This is a genomic window from Sanguibacter suaedae, assembly GCF_016342785.1.
Taxonomy (GTDB): Bacteria; Actinomycetota; Actinomycetes; order Actinomycetales; family Cellulomonadaceae; genus Sanguibacter; species Sanguibacter suaedae.
Genome location: NZ_JAEINH010000004.1, coordinates 240,738 through 262,090 on the forward strand (window position 1 = coordinate 240,738; position 21,353 = coordinate 262,090).

Annotated in this window: 18 protein-coding genes; 6 read left to right on the forward strand and 12 right to left on the reverse strand. The window is 73.2% G+C overall.

What is annotated here, in order from left to right:
* Positions 1-61 precede the first annotated feature (61 nt).
* Complete coding sequence (locus JAV76_RS06905) at positions 62-310, reverse strand: WhiB family transcriptional regulator (protein ID WP_093183738.1); 249 nt, start codon at positions 308-310, stop codon at positions 62-64.
* Between the two features lie 374 nt (positions 311-684).
* Between JAV76_RS06905 and JAV76_RS06910 the strand changes: the two genes are divergently transcribed.
* Entirely contained in the window at positions 685-1,146 is a 462-nt protein-coding gene (locus tag JAV76_RS06910) for a hypothetical protein (RefSeq protein ID WP_230401947.1), read from the forward strand.
* On the opposite strand, the gene JAV76_RS06915 is transcribed toward JAV76_RS06910, so the two are convergent.
* The 5 genes from JAV76_RS06915 to JAV76_RS06935 form a co-directional block, all read right to left on the reverse strand.
* On the reverse strand, positions 1,126-5,103 hold the full coding sequence (locus JAV76_RS06915; RefSeq protein WP_198733286.1) for an FtsK/SpoIIIE domain-containing protein: 3,978 nt from the start codon (positions 5,101-5,103) through the stop codon (positions 1,126-1,128). The two genes, JAV76_RS06910 and JAV76_RS06915, sit on opposite strands and share 21 nt — an antisense overlap.
* A 130-nt stretch (positions 5,104-5,233) precedes the next feature.
* A complete protein-coding gene (locus tag JAV76_RS06920) occupies positions 5,234-7,822 on the reverse strand; it encodes an ABC transporter permease (RefSeq protein ID WP_198733287.1) in 2,589 nt (862 codons plus the stop codon).
* A complete protein-coding gene (locus tag JAV76_RS06925; protein ID WP_307844052.1) occupies positions 7,819-8,640 on the reverse strand; it encodes an ABC transporter ATP-binding protein in 822 nt (273 codons plus the stop codon). The genes JAV76_RS06920 and JAV76_RS06925 overlap by 4 nt, the downstream gene beginning before the upstream one ends.
* Before the next feature lie 190 nt (positions 8,641-8,830).
* Positions 8,831-9,541 carry a response regulator gene (locus JAV76_RS06930; RefSeq protein ID WP_198733289.1) on the reverse strand — a complete coding sequence of 237 codons (711 nt, stop codon included), beginning with the start codon at positions 9,539-9,541 and terminating at the stop codon, positions 8,831-8,833.
* Positions 9,542-9,562: 21 nt separating this feature from the next.
* Positions 9,563-10,798, reverse strand: coding sequence for a sensor histidine kinase (locus tag JAV76_RS06935; RefSeq protein WP_198733290.1), 1,236 nt, complete (start codon positions 10,796-10,798; stop codon positions 9,563-9,565).
* Positions 10,799-10,903: 105 nt separating this feature from the next.
* Between JAV76_RS06935 and JAV76_RS06940 the strand changes: the two genes are divergently transcribed.
* Complete coding sequence (locus JAV76_RS06940) at positions 10,904-11,587, forward strand: response regulator transcription factor (protein ID WP_198733291.1); 684 nt, start codon at positions 10,904-10,906, stop codon at positions 11,585-11,587.
* A gap of 86 nt (positions 11,588-11,673) precedes the next feature.
* Positions 11,674-13,002 (forward strand): sensor histidine kinase, encoded by a 1,329-nt coding sequence (locus tag JAV76_RS06945; protein ID WP_198733292.1) that lies wholly within the window; start codon positions 11,674-11,676, stop codon positions 13,000-13,002.
* Between the two features lie 6 nt (positions 13,003-13,008).
* Here JAV76_RS06945 and JAV76_RS06950 read toward each other — a convergent pair whose 3' ends face one another.
* Positions 13,009-13,509 carry a GtrA family protein gene (locus JAV76_RS06950; RefSeq protein WP_198733293.1) on the reverse strand — a complete coding sequence of 167 codons (501 nt, stop codon included), beginning with the start codon at positions 13,507-13,509 and terminating at the stop codon, positions 13,009-13,011.
* Positions 13,510-13,613: 104 nt separating this feature from the next.
* Here JAV76_RS06950 and JAV76_RS06955 point away from each other — a divergent pair, with 104 nt between their 5' ends.
* A complete protein-coding gene (locus JAV76_RS06955) occupies positions 13,614-14,789 on the forward strand; it encodes a 5-(carboxyamino)imidazole ribonucleotide synthase (protein ID WP_198733294.1) in 1,176 nt (391 codons plus the stop codon).
* 64 nt (positions 14,790-14,853) lie between these two features.
* Positions 14,854-15,384: a 5-(carboxyamino)imidazole ribonucleotide mutase gene (gene purE, locus JAV76_RS06960; protein ID WP_198733295.1), complete on the forward strand. Its 531-nt coding sequence runs from the start codon at positions 14,854-14,856 to the stop codon at positions 15,382-15,384.
* A 51-nt stretch (positions 15,385-15,435) separates the two neighbouring features.
* On the opposite strand, the gene JAV76_RS06965 is transcribed toward purE, so the two are convergent.
* The 5 genes from JAV76_RS06965 to JAV76_RS06985 form a co-directional block, all read right to left on the reverse strand.
* Entirely contained in the window at positions 15,436-16,887 is a 1,452-nt protein-coding gene (locus tag JAV76_RS06965) for an LCP family protein (RefSeq protein WP_198733296.1), read from the reverse strand.
* 12 nt (positions 16,888-16,899) lie between these two features.
* Positions 16,900-18,168 (reverse strand): LCP family protein, encoded by a 1,269-nt coding sequence (locus JAV76_RS06970; RefSeq protein ID WP_198733297.1) that lies wholly within the window; start codon positions 18,166-18,168, stop codon positions 16,900-16,902.
* An 85-nt stretch (positions 18,169-18,253) separates the two neighbouring features.
* Positions 18,254-19,483 carry an LCP family protein gene (locus JAV76_RS06975; protein WP_198733298.1) on the reverse strand — a complete coding sequence of 410 codons (1,230 nt, stop codon included), beginning with the start codon at positions 19,481-19,483 and terminating at the stop codon, positions 18,254-18,256.
* Between the two features lie 62 nt (positions 19,484-19,545).
* Positions 19,546-19,938 (reverse strand): DUF2304 domain-containing protein, encoded by a 393-nt coding sequence (locus tag JAV76_RS06980; protein ID WP_230401948.1) that lies wholly within the window; start codon positions 19,936-19,938, stop codon positions 19,546-19,548.
* A 9-nt stretch (positions 19,939-19,947) separates the two neighbouring features.
* Positions 19,948-20,670 (reverse strand): glycosyltransferase family 2 protein, encoded by a 723-nt coding sequence (locus tag JAV76_RS06985; RefSeq protein ID WP_198733299.1) that lies wholly within the window; start codon positions 20,668-20,670, stop codon positions 19,948-19,950.
* A gap of 88 nt (positions 20,671-20,758) precedes the next feature.
* Between JAV76_RS06985 and JAV76_RS06990 the strand changes: the two genes are divergently transcribed.
* On the forward strand, positions 20,759-21,352 hold the full coding sequence (locus JAV76_RS06990; RefSeq protein WP_198733300.1) for an acyltransferase: 594 nt from the start codon (positions 20,759-20,761) through the stop codon (positions 21,350-21,352).
* The last annotated feature ends 1 nt before the right edge of the window (position 21,353 follow it).

Sequence of the window (21,353 nt, forward strand, 5' to 3'; positions counted from 1 at the left end):
CCGCACCCCTCGAAAGGGGGCGGGGCTCCTGGCGTGTCTCGCCGCTCTGCGGCGACCGGCCTCAGCTCGCGCGGCGGGCGCGGGCGGTGCGGCGCTTGAGGGCGCGGCGCTCGTCCTCCGAGAGGCCGCCCCAGACGCCGGCGTCCTGTCCGGACTCGATGGCCCACTTGAGGCAGGTGTCGACGACGTCGCAACGGCGGCAGACAGCCTTGGCCTCGTCGATCTGGAGGATCGCCGGGCCGGTGTTCCCGATGGGGAAGAACAGCTCCGGGTCCTCGTCGAGGCAGGCTGCGCGGTGACGCCAATCCATGGGCACTCCTAGGCAGGGGGGAACCAAGCCGATGGGTACGGGGGCTTGGTGGGGTGTGTAACTGCTGGTAACCAGTTCACACCTCGTGGGACGGCTGCACAAGGGTTACGGGAAGGTTTCCTCTGGGTGACGGCTGAGGTCTTCGTCACATCTGTGGTCGGAAGAGGGTCGAGTCTGGGGTATAAGGGACGGCCGGTGCGGTGTTCTCGGCGCGGGATTCCGCGGTTCCTGGGTGAAGCGCGAGTGTGTGCTCCGCGACGCTGCTCGGGCGGGTGTCACGAGCAGCCCTCCGCTTCAGATATTCTCCTGGCACCTATGGACACCGACGGGCCTGGATCCTTCTTCCGCTCATGCGCGACGCCCGGGGTGGCGCGGTGAGCGGCTCGACCGGTGCCCGCGACGGAGGGGACCGCCACGGTCTCGCCGGTTGGTTCCGGTTCCCACGGCCGCGGGCTGCGCTCCTCGCCTCCGTGGTCCTCGCCCTCGAGGCGCTCGTGCTCGTCGCCCTGGCGGTCCGGGGGATCGTGTCGCTCGTGCACCCGCAGGGCGACGGGTCGGTCCCGGTGGCCGTGGCCCTCGTGGTGTGCGCCGGGCTGGCCGCCTGGGTGCTCCTGGCGGGCGCCTGGGCGATCGGGCTGGGCCGCTCGTGGGTGCGCGGGATCGCCTCGACCGTCCAGATCCTCGGTCTCCTCGTCGCCGTGAGCTTCTTCCAGGGTGGGCTCGTCGCCCTCCCGAGCGCCATCGCCGTGGTCTCCGCGGCCGGCCTCGTGGGACTCTTCGCACCGTCGGTCGTCGAGTTCACGCGCCGCGAGGGATCACCCTTCGACGAGGACTGACCGCCGCGGGATCGCCACCTGGAGCGGGACGATCGTGGAGCCCTCCACGAGCACACCACGTCCTGGGACTCGGACCTGCGGGTCCACGTGCCAGGCGAGGTCGACACCGAACACCTCGGCGCTGCCCTGGGCGGCCGGGTCGAGGACCAGGCCGCGCCGCCGGTTGCGGAGCTCGGCGACGAGTCCCCGGAACGCTCCGGCCGCGGTGCCGGTCGCGCTCGAGGCCACCACCCGGAGCGTGGGCAGCTGGCCCAGCGTCGCGTGGAGGGCGTCGACGGCAGCCGGGGCGGCGAGACCGAGGGCGTCCAGGTCGTCGAGCACCACCGTCGTCGGACGCGTGCCCCCGGCCTGCCGCGCCGCCTGGAGGATCCCCTCCAGGAACTCGGCGGCCGCGGCGGGTCCGTAGCTCTCGAGCGCCGGTACACCGGGAACGGCGACCGCGGACTCCCGCGACGCGACCCCCAGCAGGTGTCCGTACCTCCTCGCGTGGTCGGCCACCACCTGGAGGGCGCTGCTCCGGCCGGAGCCCGGTGGGCCGCACACGAGCATGTGGCTCCCGGCGGGAAGGCCGACCGGGAGGCCGTGGTCGCCCCCCGCACCGAGCGTGACCGTACGGCGTCGGCTCTCCTCGTTCTCGGGCTCCACGTCCAGCCGGACGGTCCGGGGGAGCGGCAGCAGGCGTGTGGGCTCCTCGACGGGCGCGTCCGACCGTGGTGGGTCGGGTGGGAGGGCCACCTGACAGTGGGCGGGCCCGTGCTCGGTGAGCACCACCCCGCGGCCCGGGGCTCCGCCCTTCCCGGCGAACGCCGCCGGGATGCCGAGGAAGGTGTCGTCCGCGCGGTCGCGGCCCGCGAGGTGGAGGCGCACCCCGACGAGCGAGGACACGCTCGAGGCCGGCGGGTTCGCCGCTGAGACCGCGACCAGGACGCCCCGCGCGGGGCCCTCCCGCAGGACGCTCACGAGGAGGTCGACGCCGGCACCGCGACGCACCATGCCGAGCGCCGTGAGGGCGTCCTCGAGCCCGTCGACGACGACGAGGTGCCGGGGCGTGCCCTCGTCGGTCACCCCCGCCCTCGCCCCGGAGGGCGCAGGCGTCTCGGCGAGGAGGACCTGCAGGAGCCGCGCGAGCCGGCGTGGGTCCGAGCGGTCCACCCACGTCCCCGTCCCCGCGGTCCCCGGCGCCAGACCGAGGTCGTCGCGGCCCACCACGTGGACCGTGGTCCCGCGCAGCGCGGCCGCGCGGGCCACCGTCCGCAGGGTCGACGTACGCCCGGTCCCCGCCCGCCCGAGCACGAGGAGGTGCCCTGCCCGCACGTCCCACGACCACGTCCCGTGCTGCTGCGCGTCGGGCTGGTCGACGAGCGCGACCGGGAGTCCGGCCGCACCGGTCACCCCGGGCAGGGAGTCCCACGCCACCCGGGTGGGCAGGGCGGGCGTCCACGGCACCCTGGGCGTGCCGGTGCCCCGGGCGGTCGCCGCCGAGCGCGCTGCTGCGACGAGGAGGCCCACCTGGTCCACGGGAGCCCGGGCCGCACGCTCCGGTTCGCCGAAGGACGACCACGCGGCGCGGGACGGTGCGGACGGGACCCGCCCCCATGCCGGGGCAGGCGTGATGCTCGCCCCGCGCTCCGACGGAGCGCCCGCCGCGTAGAACGTCTGCACCGCCTCCGGCTCGTCGAGCCCGCGGCGGAGCAACGCCCGCCCCGGGTGTGTCGCGCTGATCCTCGCGGCCCCCGGGTGGTCGATCACGTCGGTGGAGTCTGCGTCGTCGACGACGCGCAGCGCGATCCGCAGGGAGATGTTGGCGCGCATGTCCGCGGTGATCGCCCCGCTGGGGCGCTGCGTGGCGAGCACCAGGTGGATACCCAGCGACCGCCCCTGGGCGGCGATCCGCACCAGGCCGGGGATGAAGTCGGGGTGGTCGTCGGCCATCGCCCGGAACTCGTCGACGACGACGAGGAGCCGGGGGAACGGCTCGTCGTCAGGCCCCGCGAGGTCGCGGTAGGAGCCCAGGTCCCGGGCGCCCACCGCCGCGAAGGCACGCTCCCGGCGCCGCAGCTCGGCGCGCAGCCCGGCGAGGGCGCGTCCCGCCACACCCGGGTCGAGGTCCGTCACCTGCCCGACGACGTGGGGGAGCCGGGCGCACGCACCCAGGCTCGCCCCGCCCTTGTAGTCGACGAGTGCGACGGCGAGCGCGTCCGGCGGGTACGTGAGTGCCAGGCCGAGGACGAGGGTCTGCAGGAGCTCCGACTTGCCGGCGCCCGTCGTGCCGGCCACGAGGGCGTGCGGGCCGTCGCGCAGCAGGTCGACGGTGACCGGCGCACCACCGGGCCCTGTGCCGAGCGGGACGACGAGCGACGAGGAGGGCGCATGCTGCCAGCGCGCGGCGATCCCTCGGGGAGTGGTGGCCGCGCCGAGGACGTCGATGAGCGCGACCGATCCGGGAAGGTCCTCCTCGAGAGGCGGCGACCCGTCGCGCCGGTCACCGGCCCGTGCGGTCACCGCGGGCCAGCGCCCCCGGTCCGCGAGCCCCGCGACGCTGCGTGCGTACTCCTCGAGCCACGCGGCGTCGGGTGCCTCGAGAGGGCCCGTCCGCGGCCGCCGCCCCGGGGCGCTCCACCGGACGCTGCCCTGCGCGACGTCGGCGCGGGTCGTGCACCAGGACGGGACGTGGTCGCCGGCCGCGACGAGGAGCACCGTCGACCCGGGGTGCGCGGCGCACCACGCCCCCAGGCGTGCGTGCAGCTCGGGGTCCTCGGTGGCGTCGACCACGACGACCGCGGTCCCCGGAGGCACGGGCAGCGGTGCCGGGGGTGCCTGCCCGGTACAGCCCGGCAGCCAGCGCGCCCACTCCCAGTCCGGCGCCCGGTCGGGCTCGTGGACCACGGTCACCGGCCCGGCGTCCGTGGCGTGGAGGTGCGTCACGAGGCGTCCGACGACCGCGAGGACGTCCGGCCGGTCGCCGACGACGGCGACGCAGGACCCGGCCGGTCCGGCGGGGAGCCGCGACCGCTCGACCGGTCGGACAGGTGGCCCGACGGGACGGTCCCGCGGTGCCGTGAGCGCGCTCGCGGCCACGGCGGTGGCGAGGTCCGCCGGGTGCAGCCCGTCGGTGGCGGCACCCGCGTCGTCGGGGGGTGCGGACCGTGCGGCGCGGCCCCGCAGCAGCGCCGGGCCGAGCACGGCCAGCGGGCCGACGACGGCGAGGAGGATGAACAGGGGGTTGCCGAGCGCGACGGCGAGGACGACGGACCCGATCGCGGGGACGGCGGCGGCTGCGATCGTCGGGCCGGTGATGCCGTGCCCGGCGGCCCGGTCGGAGCCCGACGCGCTCTCCGGGGGCTCGAGGAGCGCGTCGAGGGTGACGTCCTCGAGGGTCGGTGCATCCCTCAGCTGGAACGTCCGGGGCGCAGGACCGGTGACGTGGATCCGGTCGCCCGGGTGCCACCGCCGCCAGGACCGGCGGACGGGCCGGGAGCGGCGGCCCGCACGGGACCGGACGTGGTGTGCGCCCGGTGTCGCCCTGGTCGGACCGTCCGCCCGTACCTCGACGACCACGGGGTGCCGTCGGGTGGACCGCAGCCGGACGGAGAGTCCGGTGCCGTCGAGGAGGTCCGGCTCGTCCGGCCGACGGAGGCGACCGCACCCCGGTCCGGCGAGGACCGCCACGTGGACGGATCCCTCGAGCGCGCGCTCGGTCGCGCTCGGCCGGGACGGCGAGGTCCGCAGGGTGGCACCTGCCACCAGCGGGGGGTGCCCGACCACGTGGTGCTCGTCGAGGCGCCGGTCGGTGACGTGCAGCGCGGAGTCGAGGAGCTCGGCGCGTCCGGTGCAGGCGGCGAGGGCGGGCCTGAGGTCGGACAGGGGGAGCCCGCGCGGGACGAGGACGTCCTGGCCGGGGTGGACGGTCACGCGGACCGTCCCGTCGGCGGTGGAGGGAGACGGTGTGGGGTGCACGCCCTCATGGTGCGGGAGAGCCCGGACGTACGGCGCGGGCCCGTGGACGATGAGGATGACGTCCTCCGTCCACAGGCCCGCGCTCGGCTCTTCCCGCGGGAAGCCGCGGCAGGGGTGCCCGGACGACGGCTCACTCCACGGCGAGCGCCTCCACCGGGGAGGTCCGTGCCGCGGTCCGGGCTGGCAGCACCGAGGCAGCCAGCCCGGCGGCGAGAGCCACCACGAGGACGAGGGTGAGGTCCCGCCACGGCACGGTGAGGGTGACGTCAGCGAAGGTCCCGAGCGCGATCACCGAGCCGAGCCACCCGTACACCAGCCCCAGGAGCACCCCGAGGAGCGCCCCCACACCGGCGATGAGCATCCCCTCGACCGCGAGCGTCGCGCGCAGCTGCCTGCGGCTGAGCCCGATCGCCCGGAGGGTCGCCGACTCCCGGCGTCTCTCGATGACCGACAGGGCGAGGGTGTTCGCGACACCGATGAGCGCGATGATCACCGCGATCGCGAGCAGCCCGACGATGACCGCGAGGAACGTGTCGATGATCTCCTGCATCGTCGCCCGTTCCACCGCCGCCCCGGAGATCTCCACGGCGGTGTCCGAGAACACGCCACGGATGTCCGTGACCGTGTCGGTGGTGGCGTCGAGGTCCACCAGCCGCACCCACGCGTGGTCGACCACGGTGCTCGTGTCGAGCGCGGCGAGGGTGGCCGGGGTCACGAGCGCCGCGTACCCGGGCACGTCCACCTCGCGCACCGTGAGCTCCCGCTCCCCGTCCGGACCGGTCACGGTGACCGTCGCACCGTCGGTGATCTCCCCGTACCCGACGTTCCACGGGAGGAGGATCGTGTCGTCGTCGAGTTCGGAGAAGAGCTCCGACGCCCGGACGGCGTCGGCGGCGTCGGCGGCGCTCACCCCGCGCACCGTGGCGGTCGTCTCCGACTCGCCCACGACGAGGTCCGCGTCGGTGCTCTCCAGACGGGTCACGTGAGCCACCCCGTCGAGCTCGTCGACCTCGGCGAGCGTCGCGGCGGGCAGTGCGGCGTTGCGCTCCTCGGTCTCGTCCCACGTCTGGCTGCCGATGGAGACGTCCACCGGGTACGTGTCGTCGAGGGTCCCCGTGAGGGACGTCCGAGCCGTGGCGGCACCGACGGACATCATCGCGACGAGCGTGACACCGATGAGCAGCGCCGTGCTCGTGGCCGCGGTCCGGCGCGGGTTGCGCCCGGTGTTCGCCGCGGCGAGGCGCGCGCTCACACCGCTGCGGGCGAGGACGGCCCCGATGCGGCTCACGACACCCGGAAGCCAGAACACGGCACCGAGGAGGATCCCCACGAAGGACACCGCACCACCGGCGATCCCGATGACGAGGGCGATCTCGACGTTGCCCCCACCCCTCCTGCTCAGCAGGAGGGCACCCACGAGGGCGACCGTCCCGCCGACGACCAGGAGCAGCGAGGCGGCCCCGCGGAGCTTCCCCGCGCGACCCGTGAGGGCAGGGGCGTCCGCAGGTCGCAGCGCGGCGAGCGGAGCGACGCGCGTCGCCGCCCGGGCGGGCACGAGGCTCGCGACCACCGTGACGGCCGTCCCGATGAGCACGGGCCACAGCAGCGACGCGACCGTCACGGCGATGGTCCCCGGGACCGGGATGCCCACGTCCATCCGCCCGACGACCACGAGCGCGACCTGCACCAGACCCGCCCCCAGGACGAAACCGGCGACCGAGGACACGATCCCGAGGATGAGGGCCTCGAGGGCCACCGACGCGCGCAGCTGCGCCTTCGTGGCGCCGACGCACCGCAGCAGGGCGAGGACCCGGGTCCGCTGCGCGACGAGCACCTGGAACGTGTTGGAGATGACGAGCGCCGCGACGAGCAGCGAGATCGCCGCGAAGCCGAGGATCACGCTGGTGAGGACGTTCGCCCCGCTGGTCAACGAGGAGATCGCGCTCGCAGCGGCCTCGTCCTTGGTGAGCACCTCGTAGCCGTCCGCGACCTCCGCCTCGACGGCGGCACGGACCTGGGCGACGTCCGCACCGGGCTCGGCGAGGACGAGGACGGTGCTGAAGATCTTCTCGGAGTCGTTGTTGTGCTCGAGCGTCTCCTCCAGCGCCTCGTCCGTGAGGACCGCTGCACCGCCCTGGGTGGCGAACGCCCCGTACGGGTCGTCGACGACGCCCGTGACCGTGAGGTCCTGGGTGCTCGACACCCACTCGCCGCCGTCCTCGTCGTCGGGGTCCGGCACGAACGTCTCGACCTGCTGCTCGACGGTGCCGCCCACGCTGGCGTTCAGCAGCTCCAGCGTGCTGGCGGGCAGCGCCACCTCGACGGCCGACCCGGGGAACCGGCCCTCGGTGACCGTGAGCGGCTGGAGCGCAGGGTCCGGACCCACACCGATCGCGGGTTGGAAGACCTGCGACGTGCCGGAACCGAGGGTGAGGTACGCGTTCTGGCGGCCCGCGACCGCCTGGACGCCGTCGACGTCCCCGAGGGCGTCGACCTCCTCGGCGGTCAGCGACTCCGGAGCGGAGTAGGGGTCGGTGACGACCACCGCGAGCGTCGCGTCGGCGTAGGCCGCAGCCACGGAGTCGTAGCTCGCACGCTTGAGCACGTCCCCGGCGAGCAGGGTCGCGGCCACGAACGCCGTGCCGATGACGATCGCGATCCCGGCCGCCGTGAGCCGCCCGACGCTGCGACGCATCTGGGCGAGAGTGATCCTGATCATCGGCCGGCCACCTGCGACTGCGTGCCCTGGGCGGTCGACTCGAACGTGCGCAGCGCGTCGAGGCCCGCGAGCACCGACTCGGGAGTCGGGTCGGCGATGTCACCCGCGATCCGCCCGTCCGCGATGAGCACCACCCGGTCCGCGTACGCCGCGGCCGCCGGGTCGTGCGTGACCATGATGATGGTCCGGCCCAGCTCACGTACCGACCGGCGCAGGAAGCTCAGGACCTCCGCACCCGACCTCGAGTCGAGGTTCCCCGTCGGCTCGTCCGCGAACACCACCTCCGGCCTGGCGATGAGCGCCCGCGCGATCGCCACCCGCTGCTGCTGCCCGCCCGACAGCTCCGAGGGACGGTGGGCGAGCCTCTCCGACAGGCCCAGCGTCTCCACGAGAGTGCCCAACCATTCCTTGGTCGCGGCGTCCACCTTGGCTCCCGCGAGGGTGACCGGCAGCGTGATGTTCTGCTCCGCCGTGAACATCGGCAGCAGGTTGAACGACTGGAAGACGAACCCCACCCGGTCCCTGCGCAGCCCCGTCAGCTCGTTGTCGTTCAGCTGCGTCACGTCGGTGTCACCGATGAACGCCTGCCCCGACGACGCCGTGTCGAGACCTGCGAGGAGGTGCATCAGGGTGGACTTCCCCGAGCCCGACGGACCCATGATCGCCGTGAAACGACCGGCGGCGAAGTCGACGTCCACCCCGTCCAGGGCACGCACCGTCCCCTCGCCGCGTCCGTAGAGCTTGGTCAGCGCGCGGGCGCGCACGGCCGGGCTCGTGCCGGCGTCGGGCTGGTCAGGGCGGTAGACGGTCGTGTCCACGAAGATCTCCAAGGTCGAGTGCGCACCGTGCATGTCTGGTCGCCGGGGAGCAGGGGGCTGCCTCCCCGACGCACCGACGACGCTACCGACGCCACCCGTGCCGCTGCGTCGGACCCCGGGCTGGTCCCTCCACCAGGCCGTCATCCCGTGGGGGGAGCCGCCTCGACGCAGGTCCTCCGCCCGTGGACGGTCACTCGCCCGGCCGCACCAGCCCTGCCTCGTAGGCCGCGACGACGGCCTGCACACGGTCCCGCGCGCCGAGCTTCGCGAGGATCCGACCCACGTGCGTCTTGATCGTCGCCTCGGCGACGAACAGGTCCCGCGCGATCTCCTGGTTGGACCGGCCCCGCGCCATGAGGACGAGGACCTCGCGCTCGCGGTCGGTGAGCCCGTCGACGGCGGACGCCTGTCCGGAGTCGACCAGCTGCTCCTCGGGCAGGGTCGTGACGAGGCGGTCCAGGAGGCGCCGGGTCGTGGACGGCGCGATGACGGCGTCGCCGGAGTGGACCGTGCGGATCGCCGCGAGCATGTCCTCCGGCTGGGCGTCCTTGAGGAGGAAGCCGCTCGCCCCGGCCCTGATCGCCTCGAGGGCGTACTCGTCGAGGTCGAAGGTCGTGAGGACGATGATGCGGGGGGTGCGGCCGGTGGGAGCCGCGCTCCAGGCCTCGGTGAGACGCGCGGTCGCCTCGAGCCCGTCGAGGGTGGGCATGCGCACGTCCATGAGGACCACGTCCACGACGTGGTCCGTGAGCAGCCGCACGGCCTGCGCCCCGTCGCCGGCCTCGAGCACGACCTCGAGGTCGGGCTGGGAGTCGATGACCATCCGGAACCCGGCGCGCAACAGCTGCTGGTCGTCGACGATGGCGACGCGGATGGGCGCGCTCGCAGGGGTGTCGTGCATGGTCGGGGAGCTCCTGTCCGGTCAGTCCCGCTGCTCGGGCAGCGGGAGGTCAAGCATCACACGGAAGCCGCCGCCGGGACGGGGACCGGTGACGACGGTCCCGCCGAACATGGCGGCGCGCTCGCGCATGCCGAGGAGGCCCTGCCCGGCGCCGTCGCTGTCGGCCGACGCGCCCCGGCCGTCGTCGTCGACCTCGAGGCGGACGCCTGCCCGGGCCCAGGTGAGGACGACGGTGACGCCCGGGTCGGGCCCGGCGTGCTTGAGGATGTTGGTGAGGGCCTCCTGGCAGATGCGGTAGAGCGTCAGTCCGGTGCCCGGCGGGAGCGTGCGGGCGGTGCCCATCCGCACGAGGGAGATCCGGGTGCCCGACGCACGCACCTGGGCGACGAGGCTCTCGATGTCCCCTGCTGCGGGCTGCGGGGTGCGGTCCGCCGTGAGCGCCGCCCCGTCGTCCTCGTCGTCGCCGTCGGAGCGGAGCACCCCGAGCAGCCTGCGCATGTCGGCGAGGGCGGCGCGCCCCGTCTCGCCGATGGTCGTCAGGGTCCGTCCGGCCGCCTCCGGGTCGGTGGTCGCCATGTACCGGCCCCCGTCGGCCTGGGCGATCATCACCGAGAGGGAGTGGGCGACGATGTCGTGCATCTCGCGGGCGATGCGGGAGCGCTCGGCGGCGGTGGCGATCTTCGCCTGCTGGTCACGCTCCACCTCGAGCCGCAGCGCGCGGTCGCGCAGGGCGTTGATGGTGTCTCGTCTGCCGCGCCGCACCAGGCCGAAGGCCCAGGTGGCGAGGAAGAGGGACCCCACGAAGAGCGACGTGATGAAGACGAGCACGACGATGTCCCCGGTGATCATCCCCATGAACACGCCGAGCATCATGCAGCCGACGAGACCGGACGCGATGGCGACCAGGTGGGCCCACCGCGGCCCGTACACGGTCACCGAGAAGAGCGCGACGAGGACGAGCATGTCCGCAGGCATGAGGAAGGGCAGGCCGAGGAGCTGGTGGAAGAGGGTGGCGCCGTACACGAGGGCGACGGACAGGACCGGGTGCGACCGGCGGATCGCGAGCGGAGCGACCACGAGCGTCGAGAGCACGGCCACGGTCCAGCCGTCCCGACCGGTCTCGAGCGACGTCGTGTCGTTGGGTGCCAGGGCCACGGTGAGCGGGACGACGACGAGCAGCGCGAGGCTCGTGCCCACGGCGTCCACGAGGGTCCTGCGGTCCTCCATCCACCGCCCGACGGCGTCGTACCAGTTCATCGCGCCAGCGTAGGCGGGCCGCGGCCGTGGGCGCGTCAGACCGGGGGAGGACTCGCGGGTCGAGGAGATGGTCCGCGAGGGTGATTCATGACCTAGCATGGGCGAATGACCCACGTACTTCTGGCAGAGGACGACCCGGCGATTGCCGAACCCTTGGCCCGTGCCCTCTCTCGCGAGGGGTACAACGTCGTTGTGCAAGGGACCGGTCAAGGCGCGATCGACAACGCGTCCGGAGCGGACCTCGTCGTGCTCGATCTCGGCCTGCCTGACATGGACGGCCTCGAGGTCGCCCGTGCCATCCGCGGGCAGGGGCTGACCACTCCCGTGCTCGTGCTCACCGCCCGCGCCGACGAGGTGGATCTCGTCGTCGGGCTCGACGCGGGGGCCGACGACTACGTCACCAAGCCCTTCCGGCTCGCCGAGCTCCTCGCGCGGGTCCGGGCGCTCCTGCGCCGCACCCACGGCGACCCCACGGAGGCCGAGGAGCTCCAGGCGCAGGACGTGCGGGTCGACGTCGCCGCGCACCGGGCCTTCCAGGGCGACCGCGAGCTGCACCTCACCACCAAGGAGTTCGAGCTCCTGCGTGTGCTCGTGCAGGGTGCGGGGACCGTGGTCGTGCGGGACACCCTCATGCGTGAGGTCTGGGGGTCGGAGCCCATCGGCTCCACCAAGACCCTCGACATGCACGTGTCGTGGTTGCGCCGCAAGCTCGGGGACGACGCGAACTCCCCGCGCTACATCACGACGGTCCGTGGGCTCGGGTTCCGTTTCGAGTCGGGTGAGCACTGAGCGCACGCCCAGGTCCTGGGCGCCGTCCGTGACCCGTCCTGCGCGGACCCGACCTGCCCGGACCCGACCGACCGGAGGCACGCCCCATGCGTCGTAGGGTCCTCGTCGCGACGGTCTCGGCCGTCGCGGTCGCCGTCATCCTCCTCGGTCTGCCGCTCGGCATCCTCGGGGGACGGCTCGTCTACGACACGGAGATCCGCGCCCTCAACCAGCGCACCTCCGAGCTCGGGCGGTTCGTCGAGGGACGCCTCGACCGGGGCGAACCGATCACGCAGGACCTGCTCGAGCGGTACGTGGGCGGTGAGGACGGCCGCCTGCTGGCGTACGTCCTCGTCATCACGCCCGACGGCACCCAGACCACCGCAGGAGAGCCCGTCGAGGGGCGGGTCGAGGAACGGCCCATCCGGACCCAGTCGAACGCCCTCGTGTTCGTCTCGGTGTCCTACCTCCAGCTCGTCCTGCGGAGCGTCCAGATCGTCGTCCTCGTCATCGCGGCGGCCATCGTGGCCTTCGGGGCAGGGATCCTCACGGCCGTCTGGCAGGCCAACCGGCTCGCCGCGCCGCTCGTGTACCTCGCGGCCTCGGCGGAACAGCTGGGCTCCGGGCAGGTCCGACCACGCGTCGAACCGTCCGGCGTGGAGGAGATCGACCTCGTGGCCGCCGAGCTCGCGCGCAGCTCTGACCGCATGGCGGGACGCCTGGCCGCGGAGAGACAGTTCGCGTCGGACGCGTCCCACCAGCTCCGCACGCCCCTCACGGCGCTGTCCATGCGCCTCGAGGAGATCTCCTACGCCGCGGGCGACAACGAGGAGGTCAAGGAGGAGGCGCGCATCTCCCTCGAGCAGGTCGAGCGTCTGGTGCAGGTCGTCGACGACCTCCTCGGGCGATCGCGCTCGACCGGTGGGACCACCGAGGCCGTGCACCTCGTCGAGGTGGTGCAGCAGCAGGAGGAGGAGTGGGCGCCCACCTTCGCGCAGCACGGGCGCAAGCTCGAGGTGGACGTCTCCCCGGAGGTCCACGTCCTCGCGACGCCGGGTGGCCTCGCCCAGGTCCTCGCGACCCTCATCGAGAACTCCCTCAAGCACGGTGGAGGCACCACGACCGTGAGGGCCAAGCCCTCGGGTCCCAGCGGGGCCATGGTCATCCAGGTGTCCGACGAGGGCCCCGGCGTTCCGGACGACCTCGCGCCGCGGATCTTCGAGCGTGAGGTGACGTCGGGCAACGGCACCGGTCTCGGTCTCGCGCTCGCCCGTGACCTCGCGGCCGCGGACGGAGGGCGCCTCGAGCTCTCCCAGCGTCAGCCCCCCGTGTTCTCCCTCTACCTCGCGGGCGTGCCCCGCACCATGGACCCCGACGTCGTCCTGCCGCGCGGGATGGCGATCTCGAGCAGGAACCGCCGTCGTCGCGTCTGGTGACGGGGGTCAGCGGGCGGGTGCTCCAGGTGCCGTGAACACCCAGCGCCGGTAGGCGAGGTACCGGAACGCCGTCCCCAGGACGAGGCCCACGCCGTTGGCCGAGATGTTGTCGGCGAGCGGTGAGGTGAGCCCGAGGACGTAGTGCGAGATCCCCAGGCACGCGACCGCGATGCCCATCCCGGCCACGTTGACGAGGACGAAGACAGCGAGCTCGCGGACGTGCTGTTCCGTCCGTCGACCGGAGAACGTCCAGTACCTGTTGCCCAGCCAGCTGACGAGGGTCGCGACGGCCACCGACACGACCTTGGCGGTGATGGGCTGCTCCTCGAGGAGCGCGCCGGGTCCGAACCTCAAGAGGTTGAACAGGCCCACGTCGACGACGAACGCGACACCGCCGACGGTCCCGAACCGGACGAGCTCGACGAACCGGGCGACGAGTGCGGCGCGGCGCGAGCGAGCGCTCGTGGCGCCACCGGGTGCACGCCGCTCCCCGACGTCCGTTGTCATGGAGGAAGGTTATCCCGCAGGCCGACGGAGGCGGCCCGGCGTCCGCGTCGAAACCTTTAGGCGAGGGCCGCTCCCGCCGTGCAGGTCGACTAGGGTGATCGCTTGTGGCAGCACCGGTGATCACAGTGATAGGTGGCGGGCAGCTCGCCCGGATGATGGTTCCGGCGGCGGTCCGCCTCGGCGTGCACCTACGGGTCCTCGTGGAGGACCCCGGCACGTCCGCGGGCCAGGTCGTGGCCGACGCCCCCGTGGGGGCGGCCTCCGACGAGGCCGCCGTGCGGGCCGCGGCGGAAGGGTCCGTCGCCGTGACCTTCGAGCACGAGCACGTGCCGGATCCTGTGCTCCAGGCGTTGCTGTCGGACGGACGGTCCGTGCAGCCCGGCCCGGAGGCGCTCTCCCGGGCGCAGGACAAGATCGTCATGCGCCGCACCCTCACCGACCTCGGGGTGCCGTGCCCACGCTGGGCGGCGCTCTCCCGCGACACCGCCGAGGCGCGGCGCGAGCTCGCCGATTTCCTCGCCGGATCCCCGGACGGGTCCGCCGTCGTGAAGACGTCCCGCGGAGGGTACGACGGCAAGGGGGTCCGCGTGGTCTCGTCCGTCGACGACGTCGTCGACTGGTTCGAGGGCGTGGAGGCGGGTGGTCCGGCGCTGCTCGTCGAGGAGAAGGTGCCGTTCGTCCGTGAGCTCGCGGTCCTCGTCGCGCGTCGCCCGAGCGGCGAGACGCGGACGTGGCCCGTCGTGGAGTCCGTCCAGCGGGACGGGGTGTGCTCCGAGATCATCGCGCCGGCGCCGGGGATCACGGCCGACGAGGCGCGTCGGGCCGACGAGGTCGCCGTGGCGATCGCCGAGGGCCTCGGTGTCACGGGTGTCCTCGCGGTCGAGATGTTCGAGGTGGCGGGAGCAGGGCCGGACGGCACCCCGGGGGTGCTCGTCAACGAGCTGGCCATGCGACCGCACAACTCCGGGCACTGGACCATCGACGGGTCCGTGACCAGCCAGTTCGAGCAGCACCTGCGGGCCGTCCTCGACCTGCCCCTCGGTGACACCGCGGCGACGGCGCCCTGGACGGTCATGGCGAACGTCCTGGGCAGCACCCTGCCGGACCTCACCGACGCTCTCCCCGGCGTCCTCGGGTCCTTCCCGGACGCGCGGGTCGAGCTCTACGGCAAGGCCGTGCGCGAGGGACGCAAGCTCGCGCACGTGAACGTCCGTGGTGACGACCTCGACACCGTCCGGCGCCGGGCGCAGCAGGCCGCCGCGGTCCTCCGCGGCGAGTGAGTACCAGGACGAACCCCCACCACGGCGCGGCTCCGGCCTCGCCCCCCACCACGAGGAGCACACGATGACCAGCGCGACCGTAGGGATCGTCATGGGGTCCGACTCGGACTGGCCCGTCATGGAGGCCGCCGCGACAGCACTGGGCGAGTTCGACGTCCCCGTGGAGGTGGACGTCGTCTCGGCGCACCGGATGCCGACGGAGATGATCGAGTACGGTCGCCAGGCCGCCGGCAGAGGACTGCGCGTGATCATCGCGGGCGCCGGTGGCGCGGCGCACCTTCCTGGCATGCTCGCTGCGGTGACCCCGCTCCCGGTGATCGGGGTGCCCGTGCCCCTCGCGCATCTTGACGGCATGGACTCGCTGCTGTCGATCGTGCAGATGCCCGCGGGTGTGCCGGTGGCGACGGTGTCCATCGGTGGGGCGCGGAACGCGGGGCTCCTCGCGGCACGAATCCTCGCCTCCGGCACGGACGACGAGGCGGTCGCCCTGCGGGACAGGATGGTGACGTTCCAGGAGGACCTGGGCGACCAGGCCCGCGCCAAGGGCGCACGGCTGCGGGCGGGACGTGAGCGCAGGACGGGGTTCGGCGTCTGAACCACGCCGGCCGGCGGCGGGGGGACCTGGTCTCCGGCCGGGACGCGTCGACTACTGCGGCATTCCGCCGACGGTGCCGGCGGGCAGGTCGCCGTCGCGGACGTCCGTCCAGAACTGCGGTGTCGCCTCGGGGTCCAGCAGGATCGTGGAGCCTACGCCCCCGGGGCGGTAGTCGGGGTTGCTGATCGGCGGGGTACCCGTGACCCCGTCGGCGCCGTTGGCGTCCCGGAACGCGAGGGCGAGCCGCCCGAGGTCGATGATGTTCGTCTCCTCGTCGGTGCTCACCGCTCCGAGACCCGACCCGACGAGGTCCACCTGTGCGCCGGGCTTGAGGAGGAGCGACGGGTCCTGGAGCTTCGACGTCACCGCCCCGATGACCTGTCGCTGTCTCTCACCACGCCCGATGTCGCCCGTGATGTCGGCGTAGCGCATCCGCGAGAACGCGAGCGCGGTGGTGCCGTCCGCGGTGCTGCAGCCGGCGGTCCACACGAGGCCGCTCATGGGCTCGTTCACGTCGTAGTCGAGGCACAGCTCCACGCCACCGACGGCGTCGACGATCTGCTCGACGCCTCCGAAGCCCACCTCGACGTAGTGGTCGACGGTAAGACCGCTGAGACCTTCCACCGTCTCGACGAGCAGCGGCGCACCACCCCAGGAGTAGGACGAGTTGAGCTTGCTCGCGCTGTTGCCCGGGATCTCGGTGTACGTGTCACGGGGCAGGCTGATGAGGGAGGTCGTCCCGGTCTCGGGGACGTGGAGCAGCATGATCGTGTCGGTGCGGGCCCCCTCGGTGCCGTCCTCGCCGACGGTGCCGTCGGCCCGCGAGTCGGAGCCGGCGAGGAGGTAGGTGGTGCCGACGGTGTCGGGTGCACCGGAGAGCGCCTCGATGTGGTTGATCTTGCCGTTGGCCCAGATGAGGAGCCCGATGGGCCATGCGAGGGCGAGGACGAGGACGAGGACCAGCCCGATGCCGATGATCCGACCCCAGCGCGGACGCACGCGCCCGGGCGCGTGCGGTGCGCCGGGCGCCGGAGGACCGCCGGGCCGGGTGTTCTCGCGCGACGGTCCGCCGGGACGCGGGGCGCGTGCCACTGGTGCCGCTCCGCGGCTCGGGGGAGCGGCGCTCGGTGCGGGGCGTCGGATCTCGTTCCGCTGCTGTGCGCTCCGACGGGGTGCGACGGCACCTGGGGCGGCGTTCGCGGGCGTCGCGGACCGGGACGGGGGGGCCTGCCGCGGGGCGCGTGCTGGTGCGGGGCGGTCGGACGGCGCGAACGACGCGGGCTGCGCGGGTGAGGGCGCCGGGCTGCGCCCGGCGGGCCGGTCGTGCGTGGGGATGCGGGGCTCGCGCGGCGGGCGAGGAGCCTGCGGGGACGGTGCTCCGGGCGAGCTCTCGCCGACCGGGATCGCCTCGTCCGCGGCCCCGGGCCGGGAGGGGCGACCGGACTGGGGGGTGAAGCTCGGCGGGGTGACGCGACGCCCGGAGGGCTGCTGGTTGGGGACCATGGAGGTGAACGCTCAGCAGCCGTCGATGACGGTCGCGGCCGACGTGACGCCCTCGGGCGTCTCGGGGGCCGGGGCGGGTGCCGTCGGTTCGACGGGTGTCTCGACGACGTCGGGCGCCTCGGGCGCGGGGGCAGCGGGGTCGGGTGATGGTTCCACGGGGACGACGGGTTCCACGAGGGGGGTGTCGGATGCGATCTTGCCCCAGATCGTGTCTGCCTCCGACGTCATGACGACGCGGTTGTGGTCGGAGGGGGCCTCCATGATGGGGATCGTCATGAACGTGATGTTGTTCTTGTCGATGCCGCGCAGCGCGAACGCGAGGCCGGACAGGTTCTGGATGGATGCGAGCTCGGGGCTCGCTGTGATGGACGAGGTCGCGGCGTTGAGGAACGGGAGCAGCGACGAGGGGTCGAGGAGGGTGTTGCGGTCGAGCACGGCGCTGGCCGTGGCGCCGAGGAGCTCCTGCTGGCGGTCGATGCGCTTGAGGTCCGAGCCGTCCATGTTCGTCCCCTTCCGGGCGCGGGCGAGACCGAGGGCCTGCGCGCCGTTGAGGGTCTGGTAGCCGGCGGACAGGTAGAGGCCGGCATCGGGAGACTCGATGTTCTCGGGGATGCACATGGGGACGCCGCCGATGGAGTCGATCATCGACTGGAATCCTGCGAAGTCGACGAGGGCGAAGCCGCTCAGGGTGACCCCGGTGACCTCCTGGACGGTCTTCATGGCGCACCCGACGGCGGAGGTGATGTCCCCACCGTTGTCCCAGCCGATCGCGAACGCCTTGTTGAACATTGCGTCGGACTGTGCCCAGGTGGTGGTCCCGTCGGTCATGGTGCACGACGGGATGTCGACGAGGGTGTCGCGGGGGATGGAGACGAGCTCGACGCGGGAGCGGTCCGCGGAGATGTGCATGACGATCGACGTGTCCGACCGCATCCCCTCCTCGACGCCACCGATGTCCGCGTTGACGCCCGAGCGGTCGTCGGACCCGAGGAGGAGGATGTTCAGCGGGGTTCCCGCGTTGGGGTCGACAGGGTCCGGCTGCGCCTCGCCGGCGTCGCCGAGGAGCGCGCTCACGTCGACCGACGTGATGTTCCCCTGCATGGTGTAGTAGACGGCCCCGGCCCCGGTGGCGACGAATGCGAGCGCACCCGTGAGGACCAGGCCGAGCGTCCGCATGAGGCGGTGCGACCGGCGGAACCTCGCGTGCGCGGGGAAGCGCTGCTCGGAGAGCGCCTGCTCCTCGCGGATCTCCGCGCGCGAGCGCGATTCGGTGGGGGTCACAGTCGGCAATCCTAGGGCGCGACCTGGTGGGTGCGAAGAACGTCGCGGGACAGCGCGGTGGAGGGATTGTGGAGATCACTTGCCCTCAGGGGCAGATTTTCGCCCCTTGCTCACCCTCCGGAGGAGTGGTCCCGGGGGTGGCCGACGGCGTGTCGGACGTGGTGGGGGCGCCTGTGCCGGGTGCTTCGGCCGACGGTGGCCGGGCCGCAGGAGGAGCTGCTGCGGTGTCGGGCGCCAGGGCGACCGTGGTGGGGACGTCGTCGCGGACGGCGGCCCACAGCACGTCCGCCTGCGACGTCCACTCGACGCGGTACCGGTGGGTCGGCGAGTCGACGACGGGCACCTGCGTGAAGGTGATGGCGGCGGGGTCGATGTCCTTGAGGCTCAGGGCGATCCCCGCGAGCTCGAGCCCGGAGCCGAGGTCGGAGCTCACGGTGAGGGACTGCGTGACGGCGCTGACGAACCCGGTGAGCCGGGGCAGGTCCGAGACGAGGTCCTTGTCGAGGGCGGTCGACGCCATGGCGCCGAGGAGGGCCTGCTGCCGGTCGATGCGCGACAGGTCGGACGCGAGCTCGAGGCCCCACCCGGTCCCGGACCGGGCGCGGGAGAGCTGCGTCGCCTGCGTGGCGTCGAGCACCTGTGGTCCTGCGGGCAGGGTCAGACCGCCCGCCTTCGGGGAGGAGACGGGCTCGGGGATGCAGATCGACACGCCGCCGAGCGCCTCCACCATGGACTGGAACCCTGCGAAGTCCGCGACGACGATCCCGTCGAGGCGCACACCGGTGAGCGATTCGACGGTTGTCGCGGCGCACGCTGCAGCCGAGGCGACGTCACCGCCGGTGGCCCACCCGCGGGCGAATGCGCTGTTGAACATCGCCTCCGGCGCGGCTCCCGTGATGCCGTGGGTCGTCTGGCAGGCGGGGATGTCGACGAGCGAGTCCCGGGGGATGGAGATCATCTCGACGCGAGAGCGGTCGGCGGACAGGTGCATGACGAGGGTCGTGTCGGACGCGACCCCGTCGTTCTCGCCACCGAGGGCGGCGTTCTCACCCTCGCGGCTGTCGGAGCCGAGGAGCAGGACGTTCATCGGCAGGCCCGCGCGGGGGTCGGACGGGTCCGGGGGTGGCGGTGCGGGGGGACGGTCGGTGCCCATGAGGGTCTCGACCTCGATGCGCTCCACGTTCGAGTCGAGACGGACGTACGTGGCCCCGGCCGCGACGGCGCCGGCGGTGAGCATCCCCGTCGCGGCGAGGGCGGCGACCCGGAGCACGGGCCTCCGGCGGGGTCCTCGCCGGTGGCGCCTCGCAGCTGTCATGCGTGAACGTTAGCGGCGTGCCCGGCGGGGTCTGGGGACGGAGTGTGCGTCTCCCGTGAACATCACGCGTCCTCGGGCATCTCGGGCTCCTCGGTGAGGCCGTGTCCCTGGTCGGCCGCACGGGCCTCCGCGAGGGTGAGCTCCCGGGTGAGGGCCGTGATCTGCCGCGACATCCGGTTCATGCGCCGGTGGCTCGTGGAGATGTAGCTGAGGAAGGCGATGACGAGCGCGTAGAGCAGGAGGTCCGCCCCACGTCCGACACCGACGGCGTTGGCGATCCGGGACAGCCCCTGGGGGAAGAGGATCGAGGCGACGGCGGCCGTGATGAACACGACGAGGCCGAGCCGGCGGATCGCCTGGTGCCGTGCTCCCGCGGTGGAGCGGGTGAGCAGCAGCGTCACGACCGCCACTGCGACGAGGAGGATGACCTGGATCAGCAGGGTGTTCCCGTTCATGTCTCTCCTCTACTTGAACAGCAGGTCGACGAGGATGTTCACCGAGTTCCACACGGACTGGCCCTTGCTGCGGGAGTAGTCGGTGTAGAGGACGTGCACCGGGTGCTCCGTCCACGGCAGGCCGGTCCGCCCCAGCTGGAGCACGATCTCGCTCGCGTGGGCCATCCGGTCCTGCGTGAGGTGCACCTGGCGGGCGGCGTCCACCCGGACGGCCCGCAGGCCGTTGTGCGCGTCGGTGAGGCGCATGCCGGTCGACTGCTTGGTGAACCACACGGCGAAGGTGAGGACCACGCGCTTGACCGCGCCGGGCCGGGTGCGTCCGTCGAGGAACCTCGACCCGAAGACGATGGCCGCCTCGCCCCGGGCGATGACGTCCACCATGGCGCGCGCGTCGGCCACCTGGTGCTGGCCGTCCGCGTCGAAGGTCACGACGGACCGGACTCCCGGCTGCTCGCACGCGTAGCGGATGCCGGTCTGCAGGGAGGCGCCCTGCCCGAGGTTCGTGGCGTGGGTGAGGACGCGGGCCCCGGCCGCGCGCGCCGCGTCGCCCGAGCCGTCGGTGCTGCCGTCGTCGACGCAGACGACGTTGGGGAACGTCCTCCGGGCCTCGCGGACCACCTCGCCGATGACCGAGGCCTCGTTGTAGAGGGGGACGACGAGCCAGTCGTCGGGGTACCGTGCGCCGTCCTCGTCGGGCAGTGCCGTAGCAGCAGGTCCGGCGGGTTCTCGCATGTCGCCATTGTTGCACCCGGGTTCCGTTAGGCTCGAGAACGTGCCCGGACGCCTGGTTCGCGCGCACCGACCAGGGGACGGAGCAACCATGCCGGTGAGGATCGCCGAGTCTGCCGACGTGGACCCGCGCGCCCAGGTGGGCGACGGCAGCCAGGTGTGGCACCTCGCCCAGGTGCGTGAGGACGCCGTGCTGGGCGAGCGCTGCATCGTCGGGCGCGGTGCCTACGTCGGCACCGGCGTCCAGGTGGGCTCCGACTGCAAGATCCAGAACTATGCCCTCGTGTACGAGCCCGCGTCCCTCGCCGACGGGGTCTTCGTCGGCCCCGCGGCCGTCCTCACCAACGACCAGTACCCGCGCGCCATCAACGCCGACGGGTCGCTCAAGAGCGCGTCGGACTGGCAGGCGGTGGGCGTCGAGGTGGGACGCGGGGCGTCGATCGGCGCGCGTGCCGTGTGCGTCGCGCCCGTCCGGGTGGGGGAGTGGGCGACGGTGGCGGCCGGCGCCGTCGTCACCAAGGACGTCCCGGACTTCGCCGTCGTCGCCGGTGTCCCCGCCCGTCAGGTCGGGTGGGTCGGCCACGCCGGTCGGCCGCTCGAGCAGCTGGACGACGGACGATGGTCCTGCCCTGCGACAGGCACGGTGTACGAGGCTGTCGGTTCCACGTTGAGAGAGGTCGTGTGAA

Coding starts and splice junctions, on each gene's coding strand:
- purE (WP_198733295.1), top strand. CDS start 14,854: ATGACCAGCGCGACCGTAGGGATCGTCATGGGGTCCGACTCGGACTGG.
- JAV76_RS06920 (WP_198733287.1), bottom strand. CDS start 7,822: ATGATCAGGATCACTCTCGCCCAGATGCGTCGCAGCGTCGGGCGGCTC.
- JAV76_RS06975 (WP_198733298.1), bottom strand. CDS start 19,483: ATGACAGCTGCGAGGCGCCACCGGCGAGGACCCCGCCGGAGGCCCGTG.
- JAV76_RS06930 (WP_198733289.1), bottom strand. CDS start 9,541: ATGCACGACACCCCTGCGAGCGCGCCCATCCGCGTCGCCATCGTCGAC.
- JAV76_RS06945 (WP_198733292.1), top strand. CDS start 11,674: ATGCGTCGTAGGGTCCTCGTCGCGACGGTCTCGGCCGTCGCGGTCGCC.
- JAV76_RS06935 (WP_198733290.1), bottom strand. CDS start 10,798: ATGAACTGGTACGACGCCGTCGGGCGGTGGATGGAGGACCGCAGGACC.
- JAV76_RS06965 (WP_198733296.1), bottom strand. CDS start 16,887: ATGGTCCCCAACCAGCAGCCCTCCGGGCGTCGCGTCACCCCGCCGAGC.
- JAV76_RS06985 (WP_198733299.1), bottom strand. CDS start 20,670: ATGCGAGAACCCGCCGGACCTGCTGCTACGGCACTGCCCGACGAGGAC.
- JAV76_RS06990 (WP_198733300.1), top strand. CDS start 20,759: ATGCCGGTGAGGATCGCCGAGTCTGCCGACGTGGACCCGCGCGCCCAG.
- JAV76_RS06940 (WP_198733291.1), top strand. CDS start 10,904: ATGACCCACGTACTTCTGGCAGAGGACGACCCGGCGATTGCCGAACCC.
- JAV76_RS06950 (WP_198733293.1), bottom strand. CDS start 13,509: ATGACAACGGACGTCGGGGAGCGGCGTGCACCCGGTGGCGCCACGAGC.
- JAV76_RS06980 (WP_230401948.1), bottom strand. CDS start 19,938: ATGAACGGGAACACCCTGCTGATCCAGGTCATCCTCCTCGTCGCAGTG.
- JAV76_RS06905 (WP_093183738.1), bottom strand. CDS start 310: ATGGATTGGCGTCACCGCGCAGCCTGCCTCGACGAGGACCCGGAGCTG.